This window comes from Modicisalibacter tunisiensis (assembly GCF_020148005.1).
In the GTDB taxonomy this organism is placed as follows: Bacteria; Pseudomonadota; Gammaproteobacteria; order Pseudomonadales; family Halomonadaceae; genus Modicisalibacter; species Modicisalibacter tunisiensis.
The window spans coordinates 939,793-957,326 of the sequence record NZ_JAGXFD010000001.1 but is presented as its reverse complement, the minus strand read 5'-3'; the positions used below and the strand labels follow the sequence as shown (position 1 = coordinate 957,326).

Sequence of the window (17,534 nt, the reverse complement as noted above, 5' to 3'; positions counted from 1 at the left end):
TGTCTTCACTCGCTCACGGCGACACGGATGACGGCGACATCGTGAGCCTCGAGACGCTCGCGGGTGGCGTCGTCCATGCCGTCGTCGGTAATCAGGGTATGGATGCGCGCCCAGGGCAGCTCCAGGTTGGGAATGCGTCGCCCGATCTTGTCGGACTCCACCAGCACCACCACCTCGCGGGCGACCTCGGCCATCACCCGCGAGAGGCCGATCAGCTCATTGTAGGTGGTGGTGCCGCGCTCGAGGTCGATGCCGTCGGCGCCGATGAACAGCTGGTCGAAGTCGTAGCAGCGCAGTACCTGCTCGGCGACCCGTCCCTGGAAGGATTCGGAGTGCGGGTCCCAGGTCCCGCCGGTCATCAGGATCACCGGCTCGGGCTCCAGTTCGCGCAGCGCGTTGGCCACCGACAGGGCGTTGGTCATCACCACCAGCCCCTCGTGGCCGCCGAGTTCGGGGATCATCGCCGAGGTGGTGGTGCCGCTGTCGATGATCAGGCGGTTGTGGGCGCGGATGCGCTCGCCGGCGGCTCGGGCGATGGCCCGCTTGGCGGCGGACGGCGCCGCCGCGGGCTCGGCGAGCATCTCCTGGGGCAGCGGCGCGGCACCGCCGAAGCGGCGCAGCAGCAGGCCGCTCTTCTCGAGGGTGGCCAGGTCCTTGCGCACCGTGACCTCGGAGGTGGCGAAGTGGCGGGCCAGGGTGTCGACGCTGGTCTCGCCGTGGTCATTGACGTAGGCGAGGATCGCATGGCGCCGCTGCAGGGTATCGCGCTTGGGCATTTTTCTGTCGAAACGAAAGCCGTTTCTTTCAACTCGAAAGATAATGCGCCCATCAAACGCCAATCCCCGGCCCGCGTCAAGCCATCGAGAGCATCACGACGGGCTCAATCGTCCCTGGTCGGCCGCTGCCAGTCGTCGCGCTGGGTCTGGCGGCTGCGGGCCACCGCCAGCGCCCCGGCGTCGACATCGCGGCTGATCGTCGAGCCGGCGCCGATGGTGGCTCCCGCCCCCACCGTGACCGGGGCCACCAGGGCGGTGTTGGAGCCGATGAAGGCCGCATCGCCGATCTCGGTGCGGTGCTTGCGGGCGCCATCGTAGTTGCAGGTGATGGTGCCGGCGCCGACGTTGACGTCGCGGCCCAGCTCGGCATCGCCCACGTAGCTCAGGTGGTTGATCTTGCTGCCCTCGCCGACCCGGGCGTTCTTGGTCTCGACGAAGTTGCCCACCTTCGCCCCCGAGGCCAGGTGCGTGCCGGGGCGCAGCCGCGCGAAGGGCCCGACCTGGCCGGCCCCCGCCAGCACGGCCCCCTCCAGCACGCTGTGCGCCGCGATGCGCGAGTCCGCGCCGATGCGCGAGTCGCGGATCACGCAGTAGGGGCCGACCGTCACCCCGTCGGCCAGCTCGACCTCGCCCTCGAACACGCAGCCCACGTCAATGAACACGTCGCGCCCGCAGGTCAGCCGGCCGCGGACGTCGAGCCGCGCCGGATCGGCCAGCGCCACGCCGGCGGTCATCAGCGCCTCGGCCTGGCCCAGCTGGTAGGCGCGCTCGAGACGGGCCAGCTGGGCCCGGTTGTTGACCCCCTCGACCTCCACCGGAGTCGCGGGCTGGGCCGTGGCGATGGTCAGGCGCTCCTCGGCGGCCATGGCGATGACGTCGGTCAGGTAGTACTCGCCCTGGGCATTGTCGGCGGAGAGCCGCGGCAGCCAGCGCCGCAGCTGGTCGGCGGTCATCGCCATGATGCCGGTGTTGCACTCGCGGATTTCGCGCTCGGCCTCGGAGGCATCCTTGTGCTCGACGATCGCCACCGCCCGGCCCTCGGCATCGCGCTTGATGCGGCCGTAACCGGCGGGGTCGTCCAGGGTCACGGTCAACAGCCCCAGGCGATCGTCCGCCACCTCGGCGAGCAGCGCCTCGAGGGTCTCGCGGCGAATCAGCGGCACGTCGCCGTAGAGGATCAGCACCTTGCCGTCGCCGAGCGCCTCCAGCGCCTGCGCCACGGCATGGCCGGTGCCCTTCTGCTCGGCCTGGACGACGAAGCTCGCCCGGGTGTCGGCGAGCGTCTCGCGCACCGCCTCGCCGCCGTGGCCGATCACCACGTGCAGCCGCTCGGGGCCCAGGCTGTCGGCGGTATCCAGCACATGGCGCACCATCGGCCGGCCCGCCAGGGCATGCAGCACCTTGGGGCGCGCCGAGCGCATCCGCGTTCCCTGGCCGGCCGCCAGGATCACCACGTCGAGAGACATCTTCACTCCTTGTTCGCTTGTCGCCTGACCGGTGGCCAGTTTACGAGCCCCCCGGCCGCGACTCCATGACGGTCGCCGTGTTTGCACACGATCGAACCGGCGAGGGGACCTGCTTGCGTCGCCCGCTCACGAAAACGCCCCATGGAGCCGGGCTCCATGGGGCGTGGGGTCGACGCCGTCGGAATCAGCGCTTGCCGCTGGCCCGGCGCAGCTGGTCGAGGGTGCGCAGCTTGGCCACCGCCTCGGCGAGCTCGGCCGCGGCCCGGGAGTAGTCCAGCTCCGACTTCTGCTCGTTGAGCTCGCGCTGGGCCTCCTGGCGCGCCGCCTCGGCCTCGGCCTCGTCGAGATCACGGGCCCGCACCGCGCTGTCGGCGAGCACCGACACCAGGTCGGGCTGCACCTCGAGGAAGCCGCCGTTGACGTAGTAGACCTGCTCGTCGCCGCTCTCGCCCAGCACGCGCAGCGGACCCGGCTTGAGCTCGGTCAGCAGCGGCGTGTGGCCGGCCATGATGCCCAGATCGCCCATCATGCCAGCGGCGACCAGCTGGTCGACCTCGCCGGAGAAGATCGACTGCTCGGCGCTGACGATCTCGCAATGGAAGCTTTTCGCCATACCTTAGGTCCTCTTGCGTGGACGGCTTACTTCATCTTGTTGGCTTTCTCGACGGCCTCGTCGATGGTGCCGACCATGTAGAAAGCCTGCTCCGGCAGCTCGTCGTAGTCGCCGTCGAGAATGCCCTGGAAGCCGCGGATGGTTTCCTTGAGCGACACGTACTTGCCGGGCGCCCCGGTGAAGACCTCGGCGACGAAGAACGGCTGCGACAGGAAGCGCTGGATCTTGCGCGCCCGGTTGACGGACAGCTTGTCCTCGTCGGACAGCTCGTCCATGCCCAGGATGGCGATGATGTCCTTGAGTTCCTTGTAGCGCTGCAGCACGCCCTGCACGCCGCGGGCGACGTTGTAGTGCTCCTCGCCGACCACCAGCGGGTCGAGCTGGCGCGAGGTGGAATCCAGCGGATCGATCGCCGGGTAGATGCCCAGTTCGGCGATGGAACGTGCCAGGACCACGGTGGCGTCCAGGTGGGCGAAGGTGGTCGCCGGCGACGGATCGGTCAGGTCGTCCGCGGGCACGTAGACGGCCTGCACGGAGGTGATCGAGCCGGTCTTGGTGGAGGTGATGCGCTCCTGCAGGACGCCCATCTCCTCGGCCAGGGTCGGCTGGTAGCCCACCGCGGAGGGCATGCGGCCCAGCAGGGCGGACACCTCGGTGCCGGCCAGGGTATAGCGGTAGATGTTGTCGACGAACAGCAGCACGTCGCGGCCTTCATCGCGGAACTTCTCGGCGACGGTCAGGCCGGTCAGCGCCACGCGCAGGCGGTTGCCCGGCGGCTCGTTCATCTGGCCGTAGACGAGCGAGACCTTGTCGAGGACGTTGGACTCCTGCATCTCGTAGTAGAAGTCGTTGCCCTCGCGGGTGCGCTCGCCGACCCCGGCGAACACCGAGTAGCCGCTGTGCTCGGTGGCGATGTTGCGGATCAGCTCCATCATGTTGACGGTCTTGCCCACGCCGGCGCCGCCAAACAGGCCGACCTTGCCGCCCTTGGCAAACGGGCAGACCAGGTCGATGACCTTGATGCCGGTCTCCAGCAGCTCGCTGGACGCCGCCTGGTCGGCATAGCTCGGTGCCTTGCGGTGGATCGGCATGCGCTCGGCCTCGCCGATCTCGCCGGCCTCGTCGATCGGCTCGCCGAGCACGTTCATGATGCGACCCAGGGTCTCCTTGCCGACCGGCACGGAGATGGGCGCCTTGCTGTTTTCCACGGCCATGCCGCGCTTGAGGCCCTCGGTGGAGCCCATGGCGATGGCACGTACCACGCCGTCGCCCAGCTGCTGCTGGACCTCGAGAATGGTCCCCGGCTCGGAGACCGTCAGCGCGTCGTAGACCTTGGGGACGTCGTCCCGCGGAAACTCTACGTCAATCACCGCGCCGATGATTTGTACGATACGTCCGCTCATCTTGGATCCTCTTAAACCTGCAAATGAAACCTGCTGCGTTTCACCGGCGCGTCACACCGCGGCGGCGCCACTCACGATCTCGGAAATTTCCTGGGTAATGGCCGCCTGGCGGGCCTTGTTGTACACCAGTTGCAATTCGTCGATCAGGTTGCCGGCGTTGTCGGTCGCGTTCTTCATCGCGATCATGCGCGCCGCCTGTTCGCAGGCTGCATTCTCGACCACCGCCTGATAGACCTGCGACTCGACATAGCGCTTGAGCAGCTTGTCGAGCAGGGCCTGGGCGTCCGGCTCATACAGGTAGTCCCAGCTGTCGGGACGGGGTTGTTCGTCGTCGGCGTCCTCGTCGGACGTGACCAGCGGCACCAGCTGGCGCACGGTCGGCTTCTGGGTCATGGTGTTGACGAATTCGTTGGACACCACGTAGAGCCGATCCAGCGTGCCGTCGTCGAAGGCATCGAGCATGACCTTGACGCTGCCGATCAGATCCTTGGCCTCGGGGGCCTCGCCGAGCCCGCTCTTGGCCGCAAGCAGGTTGCCGCCGTACTTGCGGAAGAACGTGCCGGCCTTGCTCCCGATGGCGACGAAGTCGGTCTCGACGCCCTTGTCGCGCCACGCCTTGGCGTCCTTGACCACGGCCTTGAACAGGTTGACGTTCAGGCCGCCGGCCAGGCCGCGGTCGCTGGAGACGACGATGTAGCCGACCCGCTCGACCTCGCGGTCGAGGGTGTACGGATGGCGGTACTCGGGATTGGCCTTGGCGACATGGCCCACGACCTTGCGGATCTGCTTGGCATACGGCTGGCTGGCCTGCATCCGCTCCTGCGCCTTACGCATCTTCGACGCAGCGACCATTTCCATGGCGCTGGTGATCTTCTGCGTATTCTTGATACTGCCGATCTGAGTCTTGATCTCTTTTGCGGCTGCCATAGCGATCTACCTTATTCGTGGCCCCTCGGGGAATCGCAGGCCCGGCCAGGCCGGGCCCGGGGGATTACCAGGTTTGAGTGGCCTTGAATTGCTCGACGCCAGACTTGAGACCCTGCTTGATCTCGTCGCTGTAGTCGCCGGTCTGGTTGATCTTGTCGAGCAGCTCGCCGTGTTCGGCCTTCATGTAGTCTTGCAGCGCGCTTTCGAAGTCCAGCACCTTGCTGACCTCGACGTCGTCGAGGAAACCCTCGTTGGCCGCGAACAGCGTCAGGGCCATCTCGGCCACGGACATCGGCGTGTACTGGGTCTGCTTCATCAGCTCGGTGACCCGCTGGCCGTGCTCGAGCTGCTTGCGGGTCGCCTCGTCGAGATCGGAGGCGAACTGCGAGAACGCCGCCAGCTCGCGGTACTGGGCCAGGGCGAGACGCACGCCGCCACCCAGCTTCTTGATGATCTTGGTCTGGGCCGAGCCCCCCACGCGCGACACCGACAGACCGGCGTTGATCGCCGGGCGGATGCCGGAGTTGAACAGGCCGGTCTCGAGGAAGATCTGGCCGTCGGTGATCGAGATCACGTTGGTCGGCACGAACGCCGAGACGTCGCCGCCCTGGGTCTCGATGATCGGCAGCGCGGTCAGCGAGCCGGTCTGGCCCTTCACCTTGCCGTCGGTGAACTTCTCGACGTAGTCGGCATTGACGCGTGCGGCACGCTCGAGCAGGCGCGAGTGCAGGTAGAAGACGTCACCCGGGTAGGCTTCGCGGCCCGGCGGACGACGCAGCAGCAGGGAGATCTGGCGATACGCCCAGGCCTGCTTGGTGAGGTCGTCGTAGACGATCAGCGCATCCTCGCCACGGTCGCGGAAGTACTCGCCCATCGAGCAGCCGGCATAGGGGGCCAGGAACTGCATGGCGGCCGGATCGGCGGCGCCGGCGGCGACGACGATGGTGTGCTCCATCGCGCCGTGTTCCTCGAGCTTGCGCACCACGCTGGCGATGGTCGACTGCTTCTGACCCACCGCGACGTAGATGCAGGTAACGCCCTTGCCCTTCTGGTTGATGATGGTGTCCACCGCGATGGCGGACTTGCCGATCTGGCGGTCGCCGATGATCAGCTCACGCTGACCGCGGCCGATCGGCACCATAGCGTCGATGGACTTGAGGCCGGTCTGGATCGGCTGGTCGACGCCCTGACGGGTGATGACGCCCGGCGCGACCTTCTCGACCGCGTCGGTCAGCTCGGTGCCCAGTTCGCCCTTGCCGTCGATGGGGTTGCCCAGGGCGTCGACCACGCGGCCGACCAGCTCGGGGCCCACCGGCACCTCGAGGATGCGGCCGGTGCACTGGGCGGTCATGCCTTCCTCGAGCTGCTGGTAGTCGCCCAGCACCACGGCGCCGACGCTGTCACGCTCGAGGTTGAGGACCATGCCGAAGACGTGGCCCGGGAATTCGATCATCTCGCCGAACATCGCGTCCGCCAGCCCGTGAATTTTCACGATGCCGTCGGACACGCTGACGATGGTGCCCTGATTACGGGCTTCGGAGGCGACATCCAGCTTTTCGATGCGCTGCTTGATGATGTCGCTGATCTCGGAAGGATTCAGTTGCTGCATGCCATGTCCCTCAAGCTCAGACGGAGAGTGTGTCGCGCAGACGGGCCAGTCGGTTGCGCACCGAACCGTCGATGACGGTGTCGCCGGCACGCAGGATGACGCCGCCCATCAGGGCACGGTCCACCTGAGTGGTAATGGAGATTTCGCGGTTCAGGCGCTTGGCCAGGGCACTCGCGAGCGTGTCTTGCTGAGCGGCGTCGAGCGGGAACGCGGAGACGATGGTCACCTCCAGGCGCTTCTCCTGCTCGGCCTTCAGCTGCTCGAACTGCTCGGCAATGTCCGGCAGCGCCGCCAGGCGGTGGCTCTGGCCCAGGGTCCGCAGGAAGTTACGGACTTCCTCGCTGAACGCCTCGCCGCCGACATCGAGCACGATGTCGGCCTTCTCGGCGCCGGACAACCGGGGGTTGTCCAGCACCCGCGAGCGCATGGCGTCATCGGCAATCACGCCGGCCGCCAGTGTCAGCATTTCGGACCAGGCCTCGAGCGCCCCCTGGGTGTGCGCGAACTCGAACGCCGCCTTGGCGTAAGGTCGAGCGACGGTAGACGTTTCAGCCATGGGTCACCTCCTCAAAGCTCGGCGGCGAGCTTGTCGACGAGCTCGCGATGTTTGGCCTCGTCGATGGAGGATTCCAGGATACGCTCCGCCCCTTCGACAGCGAGTCGCGACACCTGCGAACGCAGCTCTTCCTTCGCGCGATTGACTTCCTGCTCGATCTCGGAACGGGCCGCGGCAATCATCCGCTCGCCCTCGAGGCGGGCATTCTCGCGCGCTTCCTCGATCATCTGGTTCGACCGCTTGTGGGCCTGCTCTAGGATCTCGGCCGCCTTTTCCTTGCTCTCGCGCAACGTCTCGTCAGCCTGCTCCTGGGCCAGTTCGAGGTCACGGGTGGCACGGCTGGCAGCGTCCAGGCCATCGGCAATCTTCTTCTGACGTTCCTGCAGCGCCTGCATGACCGGGGGCCATACATACTTCATGCAGAACCAGACGAAGACCGCGAAGGCTATGGCCTGACCGATCAGGGTAAGGTTCAGATTCACGCCAGCACCTCTCGCTTCACAGGTTTGTGGTCAGAGTCCCGGTTGGTCTTGCGACCCACCGTGATTCAACCCACAAACGGGTTGGCGAAGGTGAAGAACAGCGCGATACCCACACCGATCATGGTCACGGCGTCCAGCAGGCCGGCGACGATGAACATCTTCACCTGCAGCTGCGGGATCATCTCCGGCTGACGCGCGGCGCCTTCGAGGAACTTGCCACCCAGGATGCCGAAGCCGATGGCGGTACCCAGGGCGCCCAGGCCGATCAGCAGGGAAACGGCGATAGCGGTCATGCCCAGAACTTGTGCTTCCATGATGTACTCCAGTTTTCAGTCAAGTGGTTTAGCGGGTTAAGGGTTGACGGTTCAATGCTCTTCGGTCGCCATGCTCAGGTAGACGATCGTCAGCATCATGAAGATGAACGCCTGCAGCGTAACGATCAGGATGTGGAAGACCGCCCAGGAGAAATGCAGCGGCAACTGCCACAGCCCGATCATCGCGATCAGGATGAAGATCAACTCGCCGGCATACATGTTGCCGAACAGACGAAGGGCGAGCGACACCGGCTTGGCCAGCAGGGTCACCACCTCGAGGATGAAGTTGATCGGAATCAGGATGACCTGGAACAGCTTGTTGGAGGAGCTGAACGGATGCAGCGTCAATTCCCCAATGAAGCCGGAAAGCCCCTTGTGACGAATGGAGTAGATGATGATCAGGGCAAAGACCGACAGTGACATGCCGAGCGTGGCATTGACGTCGGTGGTGGGCACGACCTTGAAGTAGACGTGCGCGGGATCGGCACCGAACATGACGCCGATCTTCTGCGCCAGCATCGGCAGCAGGTCGACGGGTACCAGATCCATGAGGTTCATCAGGAAGATCCAGCAGAAGATCGTCAGCGACAGCGGCGCGATCAGCCGGCTCTTGCCGTGGAAGGTTTCCTTCACCGAGTTGTCGACGAACTCGACCATCATCTCGACGAAGTTCTGCAACCCGTGGGGGACGCCGGTGGTCGCGGCCCGGGCGGCCTTGCGGAAGAGCCACAGGAACAGCACGCCCAGGCCGATCGACCAGGCCATGGTGTCCAGGTGGATCGCCCAGAAGCCCATCTCGGCGGCCTCCTCGGCGGAGTGAGCCATCGCCCAGCCGTGGTCGGGATGGTACCCGAAGGTCAGGTTCTGCAGATGGTGCTGGATGTACGCCGTCGGCGTCAGAGTGTTGCCTGCTGCCATTGCACTGCCTCGATGTCAGGTGTACGACGGGCGCTTCAGCAGCCAGGGCCCCAGCCACTGCGTCGCCAACGTCGCCACGTAAGCGCCAAAGAAGAAAGCGGGGTTTGACGGGGGCACTGCAATGAACACCAGGGTGAACAATGCCGCCGTCAAACCGAACTTGCCGGCTTCGGCTCGGTAGAAACTCTTAACGATGTCCCTGGCGTAGCGCGCTCCCTGATAGCGGAAGGCTCGCCAGGCAAAGTAGACGCCCGGCACCGCGGCGACCAAGCCGCCGAGCAGCGCCGAGACGGCAGCGGCGTGTCCGCCGGTGCCCGCGCCGACCGCCACGGCCAGCAGCACCATGGCGGCCTGCGCCGCCAGCAGGCGCGTGAATTCGGGTCGTTTGATCTGGGCCGGACTCGGAGCAGGCATAAATTCTCGGGTGATCGTCGGCAATGTCCACAGGAATTGTCGTTGACTGAGCGCCCCCAGCGCCGGACCTCGGCGGATTATAGGGAAGCCGGGGGTGCCCTTCAACCGAACCTGCGGCGAATTTCCACGAAGTGGAATCGGACTACGACCAAAGCGCGACGAACGTCGGGAAAATATTTTAACTGGCTAACTATCGACCCGGACGCTCAGCGGATGTGCTCGAGAATCCCGTCCAGCTCTTCGAGACTGCCGTAGTGAATGGTCACTTTCCCCTTGCCGCTCTGGCCATGACGGATCTTCACCGCGGCACCGAGCACCTCGCCGAGCTGGGTCTCCAGGCGTGACACGTCGGCGGACGGCGTGTCCGCCGGCCGGGCCGCGGCAGGCTTGCCGGCCTGAAGCGCCTTCGCCAGTGCCTCGGTCTGGCGCACGGTGAGGTCACGATCGACCACCTCGTGGGCCGCCTTGCGCTGTTTTGTCGCAGGCAGCACCAGCAGCGCCCGGGCATGACCCACATCCAGGTCACCCCGCTCGAGCAGGGTCTGCACTTCCGGGTCGAGCGCCAGCAGGCGCAGCAGGTTGGCCACCTGGGCCCGTGACTTGCCCACCGCGTCGGCCACCTGCTGCTGGGTCAGCTCGAACTCCTCGAGCAGGCGCTTCAGGGCCAGGGCCTCCTCGACGGGGTTGAGATTCTCGCGCTGGATGTTCTCGATCAGTGCCAGCGCCAGGGCGCCCTGATCGCTGACGTTGCGCACCACGGCCGGGATCACGTCGAGCTCGGCGAGCTGGGCCGCCCGCCAGCGCCGCTCGCCGGCGATGATCTCGTAGCGATCCTCGCCGATCGGCCGCACCACGATCGGCTGCATGACCCCCTGGCTGCGGATCGAGTCGGCAAGCTCCTCCAGCGCCTCGGGCTGGATGTCGCGCCGGGGCTGGTAGCGGCCGCGGCTCAGCTGGCCGAGCGGCAGGCGGGCCAGGCGCGCCTCGTCATCGGCGGGCGCTTCCGGCGCGGGCGCCTCGGCGGCCTCGACCTCGGGCTCGTCGAGCTGGATATCGGCATCGAGCAGATCGCGGCGGCGGGCATTGGCGCCGATCAGGGCATCCAGGCCGCGGCCCAGGGCACGTTTACGGGTCATGGGGCAATCCTTGTGGCGTTTCCCGGGGGTCATAGCGACAAACGACGGATCAGTTCCTTGGCCAGCACCCGATGGGCCTGGCTACCCCGCGAGAAGCGGGCGTACTTGGTGACCGGCAGGCCGTGGCTGGGGGCCTCGGCGACCCGCACGTTGCGCGGGATGGCCGCCTTGAGCAGGGTATCGCCGAAGTAGTCGCGCAGCTGCTTGGTGACGTCGCGGGTCAGGCTGTTGCGGTTGTCGAACATGGTGCGCACGATGCCGAAGAGCTGCAGCGAGGGGTTCACGCTGGCCTGGATCTGCTCGACGGTGTCGAGCAGGGCGGACAGCCCCTCGAGGGCATAGAACTCGCACTGCAGGGGAATCAGGATGCCGTCGGCGGCGGTCAGGCCGTTGACGGTGAGCATGTTGAGCGACGGCGGGCAGTCGATGAGCACCACGTCGTAGTCGCCGGCGACGCCCTTGATCGCCTCGTGCAGGCAGCGTTCGCGACCGTCGCGATCGAGCAGGTCGACCTCGGCGGCGGTCAGGTCGCCGTTGCCGGGCAGCAGGGCGTAGCCGGCCTCGGGGCAGTCGAGGATCACCGCCTCGGCGGGCTTTTCACCGAGCAGCACGTCGAGCACGCTGCCGTCCAGCTCGTGCTTGTCGATGCCGCTGCCCATGGTGGCATGCCCCTGGGGATCGAGGTCGACGAGCAGCACGCGCCGCTCCAGTGCCGCGAGGCAGGCCGCCAGGTTGACCGCGGTCGTGGTCTTGCCGACGCCGCCCTTCTGGTTGGTCAAGGCGATGATCTTGGTCACGAAAGGCTCCCTTGTCGACGTGGTGTGCCGGCCGGCGTTCAGGCTCGGGCCAGCCGCAGCAGATAGCGGGTAGCGTCATCCCCCGGGACAGACAGGAGACGCCGCTCGACGAGCTGCACACCCGCCGGCACCTCGGCCAGCTCCTCCTCGCAGGCCTGGCCCTTCATCGCCAGCCACTCGCCGCGGGGCGCCAGCAGCGGCTCGCTCAGGCCGATGAAATCCCCCAGGCTGGCGAAGGCCCGAGACACCACCTGGTCGAACGGTGGCGCCTCGAAGCGCTCGACGCGGGCCTGCACCGGCTCGACATTGGTCAGCCCGAGCTCCATCACCGCCTGGCGCTGGAAGCGAACCTTCTTGCCGTTGCTGTCGAGCAGCGTGACCGTCAGCCGCGGGTCGAGGATCGCCAGCACCAGGCCGGGAAAGCCCGGGCCCGAACCGATATCCAGCACCCGGGGGCCGGTCATCGCCGGCAGGATCGAGGCGCTGTCGAGCAGATGGCGGGTCACCATGGCCTCGGGCGCGCGTACCGCGGTGAGGTTATAAGCCCGGTTCCACTTGTGCAACAGCCCCAGCAGCGCCAGCAACCGTTCCCGGGCCCGGCCATCGGCGGTGATGCCCAGGGCCGCGAGTCCCGCGTCGAGGCGACGCTCGCAGTCGGGCGTCATGCGTTCACCGCCCGGGCATCGTCGACCAGGCGGCGCTTCTTGAGATGGATCAGCAGGATCGACACCGCCGCCGGGGTCACGCCGGAAATGCGTCCGGCCTGGGCCAGGGTCTCGGGACGCGCCGCGGCGAGCTTGTCACGGATCTCGTTGGACAACCCCTCGACCCGCGAATAGTCGAGATCCGCGGGCAGCGGCGTGGCCTCGTGACGCTTGAGCTTGTCGATCTCGGCCTGCTGGCGGTCGATGTAGCCCTGGTACTTGGCCTGGATCTGCACCTGCTCGGCGACCGTCTCGTCATCGACGCCCGTCCCCTCGATGCCGTCGAGACCGACCAGATCGCCATAGCCGAGCTCCGGGCGCTTGAGCAGCTCGAGCAGGCTGTACTCGCGGTTGAGCGGCTTGGGCAGCCGCGCATTGAGCTGCTCGGCCGCTGCCGAGCGGGGCTGCACCCAGGTGGCGGCGAGCCGCGCCTGCTCGGCCTCGATCGCCTCGCGCTTGGTGCTGAACGCGGCCCAGCGCGCGTCGTCCACCAGACCCAGGCGCCGCCCGGTCTCGGTCAGGCGCAGGTCGGCGTTGTCCTCGCGCAGCAGCAGCCGGTATTCGGCCCGCGAGGTGAACATCCGGTAGGGCTCCTGGGTGCCCAGGGTGATCAAGTCGTCGACCAGCACGCCGAGGTAGGCCTCGTCGCGCCGCGGGCACCAGGCGTCCTCGCCACGCACGCGCAGGGCGGCGTTGAGCCCGGCCAGCAGGCCCTGGGCGCCGGCTTCCTCGTAGCCGGTGGTGCCGTTGATCTGCCCGGCGAAGAACAGGTTGTGGATAAACCGGGTCTCCAGCGAGTGCTTCAGATCCCGCGGATCGAAGAAGTCGTACTCGATGGCATAGCCCGGCCGGGTGATATGGGCGTTCTCGAGCCCCTTGATCGAGCGCACCACCTGCAGCTGCACGTCGAAGGGCAGCGAGGTGGAGATGCCATTGGGGTAGAGCTCGTGAGTCTCCAGACCCTCCGGCTCGATGAAGATCTGATGACTGGCCTTGTCGGCGAAGCGATGAACCTTGTCCTCGATCGACGGGCAGTAGCGCGGGCCGACGCCCTCGATCGTCCCCGAGTACATCGGCGAGCGGTCGAGGTTGGCGAAGATGATCTCGTGGGTGCGCTCGTTGGTATGCGCGATGCGACAGCTCACCTGCCGCGGGTGCAGGTCCCGTGATCCCAGGTAGGACATCACCGGGGTCGGGGTGTCGCCGGGCTGTTCCTCGAGCTGGCTGAAGTCGAGGCTCTTGGCATCGAGCCGCGGCGGCGTGCCGGTCTTGAGGCGATCGACGCGGAACGGCAGGGCGCGGAGCCGTTGCGCGAGGGCGTTGGCGGGAGGATCGCCGGCCCGGCCGCCGGTGTGGCTGTCCAGCCCGATGTGGATAACCCCGCCGAGGAAGGTGCCGGTGCACAGCACCACGGTGTCGGCATGAAAGCGGATACCGGTCTGGGTGACCGCGCCCCTGACCGTGTCGCCGTCGACGATCAGGTCATCCACACCCTGCTGGAACAGCGTCAGGTTGGGCTGGTTCTCCAGCATGCCGCGAATCGCCGCCTTGTAGCGCACGCGGTCGGCCTGGGCACGGGTGGCGCGCACGGCCGGACCCTTGCGGGCGTTGAGCACACGGAACTGGATGCCGGCATGGTCGGTTGCCAGCCCCATGGCCCCGCCCAGGGCGTCGATCTCCTTGACCAGGTGGCTCTTGCCGATGCCACCGATCGCCGGATTGCAGGACATCTGTCCCAGTGTCTCGATGTTGTGAGTCAGCAGCAGGGTCTGACAGCCCATGCGGGCAGCGGCCAGTGCGGCTTCTGTTCCCGCATGGCCACCGCCGATGACGATGACGTCAAAGCGGTTGGGATAATCCACGGATACCTCGACTTGCGCGCCGGGCGCGCGACTTCAGGGCAAGTATCAACAAGCCGCCCAGTATAACGCCCCTGTGGGTAACCGTCAGGGGTTTTCCACATCAGGTTCCGGTCATGCTCTCCCCCTTCGAGTCTTAAAGAAACAATATAAGAAGAGAAAAGAAGTTCTGTTGTGGTAGTAACTACTGGTGTGGACATTTTCTGTGGATAAGACGGACTTTTCGTTCGTTGTCAGTCCCCTGAAATGTTGACGATGCATTGCAAAAAAGGTAGACGGCCTGCGGAGACCCGGTTCGGGAGCTGTGGATGAAAAGGACGGTCATCCACAGCCGTCCCCGTCCCCGGCTTGTCCACCGGCTTGTACCGGGGCTGTGCGTGTAGCGATCAACAGTGTGGCTTGTCACCCGTCAGGACACGCCTGGCGCGGGCTGCAGGCAAGACAGCGTGGACACGGCGAAAAACTTGTCCACAGGCGGAAATCGGGGCTGGGGAAGGAATCTGGAGTGGGGGCGAGCGGAAGAAAGACGCCCCTCGCGGTCGGCGAGGGGCGGTGGGTCAGTGCTTGAGCACGCGGGCGAGGAAGGACTGGGTGCGCTCGTGCTCGGGGCTGTCGAAGACCGTCTCGGGCGGGCCCTCCTCGACGATGCGCCCCTTGTGGACGAAGATCACCCGGTCGGCGACCTCGCGGGCGAAGCCCATCTCGTGGGTGACGATCATCATGGTCATGCCGTCGTTGGCGAGCTCGCGCATGGCGTCGAGCACCTCGCCGATCATCTCCGGGTCGAGCGCCGAGGTCGGCTCGTCGAAGAGCATCAGTCGCGGCTCCATGGCCAGCGCCCGGGCCAGGGCGACGCGCTGCTGCTGGCCACCGGAAAGCTGGCCCGGGTACTTGTCGGCTTGGTCGGCGATGCCGACCCGGTCGAGCAGCCGGTCGGCGATCTGCACGGCCTGGTCGCGGCTCAGGCCGCGGACCTTGATCGGCGCGAGGGTGACGTTGTCACGCACCGAGAGGTGCGGAAACAGGTTGAACTGCTGGAAGACCATGCCCACCTCGGTGCGGATGGTCTGCAGGGAGCGCCCGCTCTTGCCGTAGGGCAACAGCTCGTTGCCGTCCACCGTGATGTGGCCGCTCTGGAACTCCTCGAGGCCGTTGACGCAGCGGATCAGCGTCGACTTGCCCGAGCCGCTGGCGCCGATGATCACCACCACCTCGCCGGGGGCGACCTCGAGGTCGATGTCCTGCATCACGTGCAGGCTGCCGAAGTACTTGTTGACCTTGTCCAGGCGCACGATGGGCTGGACGGTCTCGCTGTGGGGCTTGTCGTTCATGGCGTTGTCCTCACTGACCGACCAGGCCACGGCGCTCGAGCAGGCGCAGGGCGAAGGAAAGACTCAGGGTGATCGCCAGATAGAGCATGGCGACCATGAAGTACACCTCGAGGGCGGTGAAGGTCGTGGCGATGTAGATCTGGCCCTGGCGAACCAGCTCGCCGACACCGATCACCGAGAACAGCGAGGTGTCCTTGATGCTGACGATGCCCTGGTTGCCCAGCGCCGGGATCATGCGGCGCAGCGCCTGGGGCCAGATGACGTAGCGGAAGGCCTGGGCGCGGGACAGTCCCAGCGACAGCGCGGCCTCGCGCTGGCCCTTCTCGATCGACTGCACGCCGCCGCGCACGATCTCGGAGATGTAGGCACCGGCGTTCAGGGCAATGGCGGCGATACCCGCGGTGACCGCGTCGATGGGCCCGCCGATGATCTGCGGCAGGCCGTAGAAGATGAACAGGACCTGGACGAGCACCGGCGTGCCGCGGAAGATCTCGATGTAGGCCACGGCCGGCCAGCGCAGCAGCCACAGCGGGCTGATGCGCAGCAGACCGAAGACGATGCCGATGACGAAGCCGATGGCGAGCCCGCCGAACGAGATGATCAGGGTCCAGGGGATGCCGTCGAGCAGGTAGGGAATGGAGGCGATGGCCGCCTGCCAGTCGAACTGGAAGTTGACGTCCACGTCGGGTTCTCCGGCGCGACCCGTCCGCCGTCGGCGGGTCGCGAATCAGGGTTAGGAACGCGACGGGGCCGGGCGTTGCGGCCACCCGGCCCCGAAGATTGCGGTCGTGATGCTTACTGGCTGTCGGGCATCTCGCCGAACCATTTCTTGTAGATGTCGGCGTAGGTGCCGTCCTTCTTCATCGCGGCGAGCGCCTTGTTGGCGGGCTCGACCCACTTGCTGCCGGAGGTGAAGGCGATGCCGTACTGCTGACCCTCGTAGAGCGGCCCGACCACCTGGGCGCGGCCCTCGCCCTTGGTCTTGGCGAAGTAGCCGACGTTGGGCGCGTCGTAGAACACGGCGTCGACGCTGCCGCCCATCAGCGCCAGGTACATGTCGGCGCTGCCCGGATAGGGCTTGATCTCGGCCTTGTCGCCGAGGTGCTTCTGCAGGTAGTCGTAGCTGGTCGAGCCGATCTTGGTGCCGATGCGCTTGCCTTCCAGATCGCTCAGCTCCTTGACGCTGTCGTCGCCGGCGGAGACCAGGATGCGCAGGCCGCTGTCGTAGTAGGGATCGCTGAAGTCGACGATCTTCTCGCGCTCGTCGGTGATGGTGATGCCGGCGATGGCCAGGTCGGCGTTGCCGGTCTGCACGGCAGGGATGATGCCGTTGAAGTCCATGGTGCGCAGGTTGATGTCGAACCCGGCGCGGTCGGCGACTTCGCGCAGGATGTCCATGTCGAAGCCGATCATCTCGCCGCTGTCCTTGTCCATCATCTCGAACGGCACGAAGCTCGGGTCGGTGACGGCATTGACGGTTTCGGCCTGGCTGACCGCGGACAGCCCGAGACCCAGCGTGAGCGCGGAGGCCAGCGACAACGATTTCAGGAGCGATTGGTTCATGGAGTTCCCCGGTTGGAATATTATTTACGGAACACCTTGTTACCTTGGCGAGTTCCGGGTAGGGCGTCAAGCGCCGCTGCGCGGTGTCGCGGCCCGTACCGGGAGCGGCCACGATGGAACACAATGGAAGATGCGGGGAAGGACGTGAGCAGTGGGTGCTTGCACCCACTTACACCATGAACGAGGCGCCACAGCCGCAGGTGGAGGTGGCGTTGGGGTTGCGGATCACGAACCGCGCGCCGGCCAGACCTTCCTCGAAGTCGACCGTGGAGCCGACCAGGTACTGATACGACAGGGGGTCCACCAGCATGCCGACGCCGTCGACCTCGATCAGGGTATCGTCCTCGGCGGCCTCCTGGGCGACGTCGAAACCGTACTGGAAGCCGGAGCATCCGCCGCCGGTGACATAGACGCGCAGCTTGAGTTGAGGGTTGCCCTCGTCGGCGGCCAGGGCCTGAATACGGCGCGCGGCCGCTTCGGTGAGCAGCAAGGGCGTGGGGGCGAAGGTAGCGGCACCGCTCATCAGCGCTCTCCGTGGAATCGGTGAATAGTCAGGGAGGATTATCCCCAATCCCCAGCAAAAGGGTCAACTTTAGCGTGACGGCGTCGGGCGTCTGTCTTGAGTCGACCAGTGCCTGTGCGGGTATGATAGGCGGAGTCTTGCCG

General features: G+C 66.4%; 19 protein-coding genes. All 19 read right to left on the bottom strand.

Annotated elements, in window-relative coordinates; translation table 11 throughout:
- Positions 1–5: 5 nt before the first annotated feature.
- Entirely contained in the window at positions 6–776 is a 771-nt protein-coding gene (locus KGQ91_RS04405; RefSeq protein WP_224420358.1) for a DeoR/GlpR family DNA-binding transcription regulator, read from the bottom strand.
- A 104-nt stretch (positions 777–880) separates the two neighbouring features.
- Positions 881–2,242 (bottom strand): bifunctional UDP-N-acetylglucosamine diphosphorylase/glucosamine-1-phosphate N-acetyltransferase GlmU, encoded by a 1,362-nt coding sequence (glmU, locus tag KGQ91_RS04400; protein WP_224420357.1) that lies wholly within the window; start codon positions 2,240–2,242, stop codon positions 881–883.
- A 184-nt stretch (positions 2,243–2,426) separates the two neighbouring features.
- Entirely contained in the window at positions 2,427–2,855 is a 429-nt protein-coding gene (locus KGQ91_RS04395; protein WP_224420356.1) for a F0F1 ATP synthase subunit epsilon, read from the bottom strand.
- 26 nt (positions 2,856–2,881) lie between these two features.
- The gene (gene atpD / locus KGQ91_RS04390; protein ID WP_163648030.1) at positions 2,882–4,258 is read right to left on the bottom strand and encodes a F0F1 ATP synthase subunit beta; all 1,377 of its coding nucleotides are present in this window, start codon (positions 4,256–4,258) and stop codon (positions 2,882–2,884) included.
- Between the two features lie 51 nt (positions 4,259–4,309).
- A complete protein-coding gene (gene atpG, locus KGQ91_RS04385; protein ID WP_224420355.1) occupies positions 4,310–5,185 on the bottom strand; it encodes a F0F1 ATP synthase subunit gamma in 876 nt (291 codons plus the stop codon).
- Positions 5,186–5,249: 64 nt separating this feature from the next.
- The gene (gene atpA / locus KGQ91_RS04380; RefSeq protein ID WP_224420354.1) at positions 5,250–6,794 is read right to left on the bottom strand and encodes a F0F1 ATP synthase subunit alpha; all 1,545 of its coding nucleotides are present in this window, start codon (positions 6,792–6,794) and stop codon (positions 5,250–5,252) included.
- 16 nt (positions 6,795–6,810) lie between these two features.
- The gene (locus tag KGQ91_RS04375) at positions 6,811–7,350 is read right to left on the bottom strand and encodes a F0F1 ATP synthase subunit delta (protein WP_224420353.1); all 540 of its coding nucleotides are present in this window, start codon (positions 7,348–7,350) and stop codon (positions 6,811–6,813) included.
- Between the two features lie 11 nt (positions 7,351–7,361).
- On the bottom strand, positions 7,362–7,832 hold the full coding sequence (locus tag KGQ91_RS04370) for a F0F1 ATP synthase subunit B (protein ID WP_163648034.1): 471 nt from the start codon (positions 7,830–7,832) through the stop codon (positions 7,362–7,364).
- 65 nt (positions 7,833–7,897) lie between these two features.
- On the bottom strand, positions 7,898–8,146 hold the full coding sequence (atpE, locus tag KGQ91_RS04365; protein ID WP_011508579.1) for a F0F1 ATP synthase subunit C: 249 nt from the start codon (positions 8,144–8,146) through the stop codon (positions 7,898–7,900).
- A 51-nt stretch (positions 8,147–8,197) separates the two neighbouring features.
- A complete protein-coding gene (gene atpB / locus KGQ91_RS04360) occupies positions 8,198–9,064 on the bottom strand; it encodes a F0F1 ATP synthase subunit A (RefSeq protein ID WP_224420352.1) in 867 nt (288 codons plus the stop codon).
- A gap of 15 nt (positions 9,065–9,079) precedes the next feature.
- Positions 9,080–9,502 carry an ATP synthase subunit I gene (locus KGQ91_RS04355; RefSeq protein WP_263478942.1) on the bottom strand — a complete coding sequence of 141 codons (423 nt, stop codon included), beginning with the start codon at positions 9,500–9,502 and terminating at the stop codon, positions 9,080–9,082.
- Between the two features lie 182 nt (positions 9,503–9,684).
- A complete protein-coding gene (locus KGQ91_RS04350; protein WP_224420351.1) occupies positions 9,685–10,614 on the bottom strand; it encodes a ParB/RepB/Spo0J family partition protein in 930 nt (309 codons plus the stop codon).
- Positions 10,615–10,643: 29 nt separating this feature from the next.
- A complete protein-coding gene (locus KGQ91_RS04345; protein ID WP_224420350.1) occupies positions 10,644–11,411 on the bottom strand; it encodes a ParA family protein in 768 nt (255 codons plus the stop codon).
- 38 nt (positions 11,412–11,449) lie between these two features.
- Complete coding sequence (gene rsmG / locus KGQ91_RS04340) at positions 11,450–12,076, bottom strand: 16S rRNA (guanine(527)-N(7))-methyltransferase RsmG (RefSeq protein ID WP_224416134.1); 627 nt, start codon at positions 12,074–12,076, stop codon at positions 11,450–11,452.
- Positions 12,073–13,977: a tRNA uridine-5-carboxymethylaminomethyl(34) synthesis enzyme MnmG gene (gene mnmG / locus KGQ91_RS04335; RefSeq protein ID WP_224420349.1), complete on the bottom strand. Its 1,905-nt coding sequence runs from the start codon at positions 13,975–13,977 to the stop codon at positions 12,073–12,075. Before mnmG ends, rsmG begins: the two co-directional genes overlap by 4 nt.
- A 554-nt stretch (positions 13,978–14,531) precedes the next feature.
- On the bottom strand, positions 14,532–15,305 hold the full coding sequence (locus tag KGQ91_RS04330; protein WP_263478941.1) for an amino acid ABC transporter ATP-binding protein: 774 nt from the start codon (positions 15,303–15,305) through the stop codon (positions 14,532–14,534).
- Positions 15,306–15,315: 10 nt separating this feature from the next.
- The gene (locus tag KGQ91_RS04325) at positions 15,316–15,987 is read right to left on the bottom strand and encodes an amino acid ABC transporter permease (RefSeq protein ID WP_163648042.1); all 672 of its coding nucleotides are present in this window, start codon (positions 15,985–15,987) and stop codon (positions 15,316–15,318) included.
- A gap of 113 nt (positions 15,988–16,100) precedes the next feature.
- Positions 16,101–16,868, bottom strand: a complete 768-nt coding sequence (locus KGQ91_RS04320) for a transporter substrate-binding domain-containing protein (RefSeq protein WP_163648043.1) — start codon at positions 16,866–16,868, stop codon at positions 16,101–16,103.
- A 169-nt stretch (positions 16,869–17,037) separates the two neighbouring features.
- A complete protein-coding gene (gene erpA / locus KGQ91_RS04315; RefSeq protein ID WP_163648044.1) occupies positions 17,038–17,391 on the bottom strand; it encodes an iron-sulfur cluster insertion protein ErpA in 354 nt (117 codons plus the stop codon).
- Between the last annotated feature and the right edge of the window lie 143 nt (positions 17,392–17,534).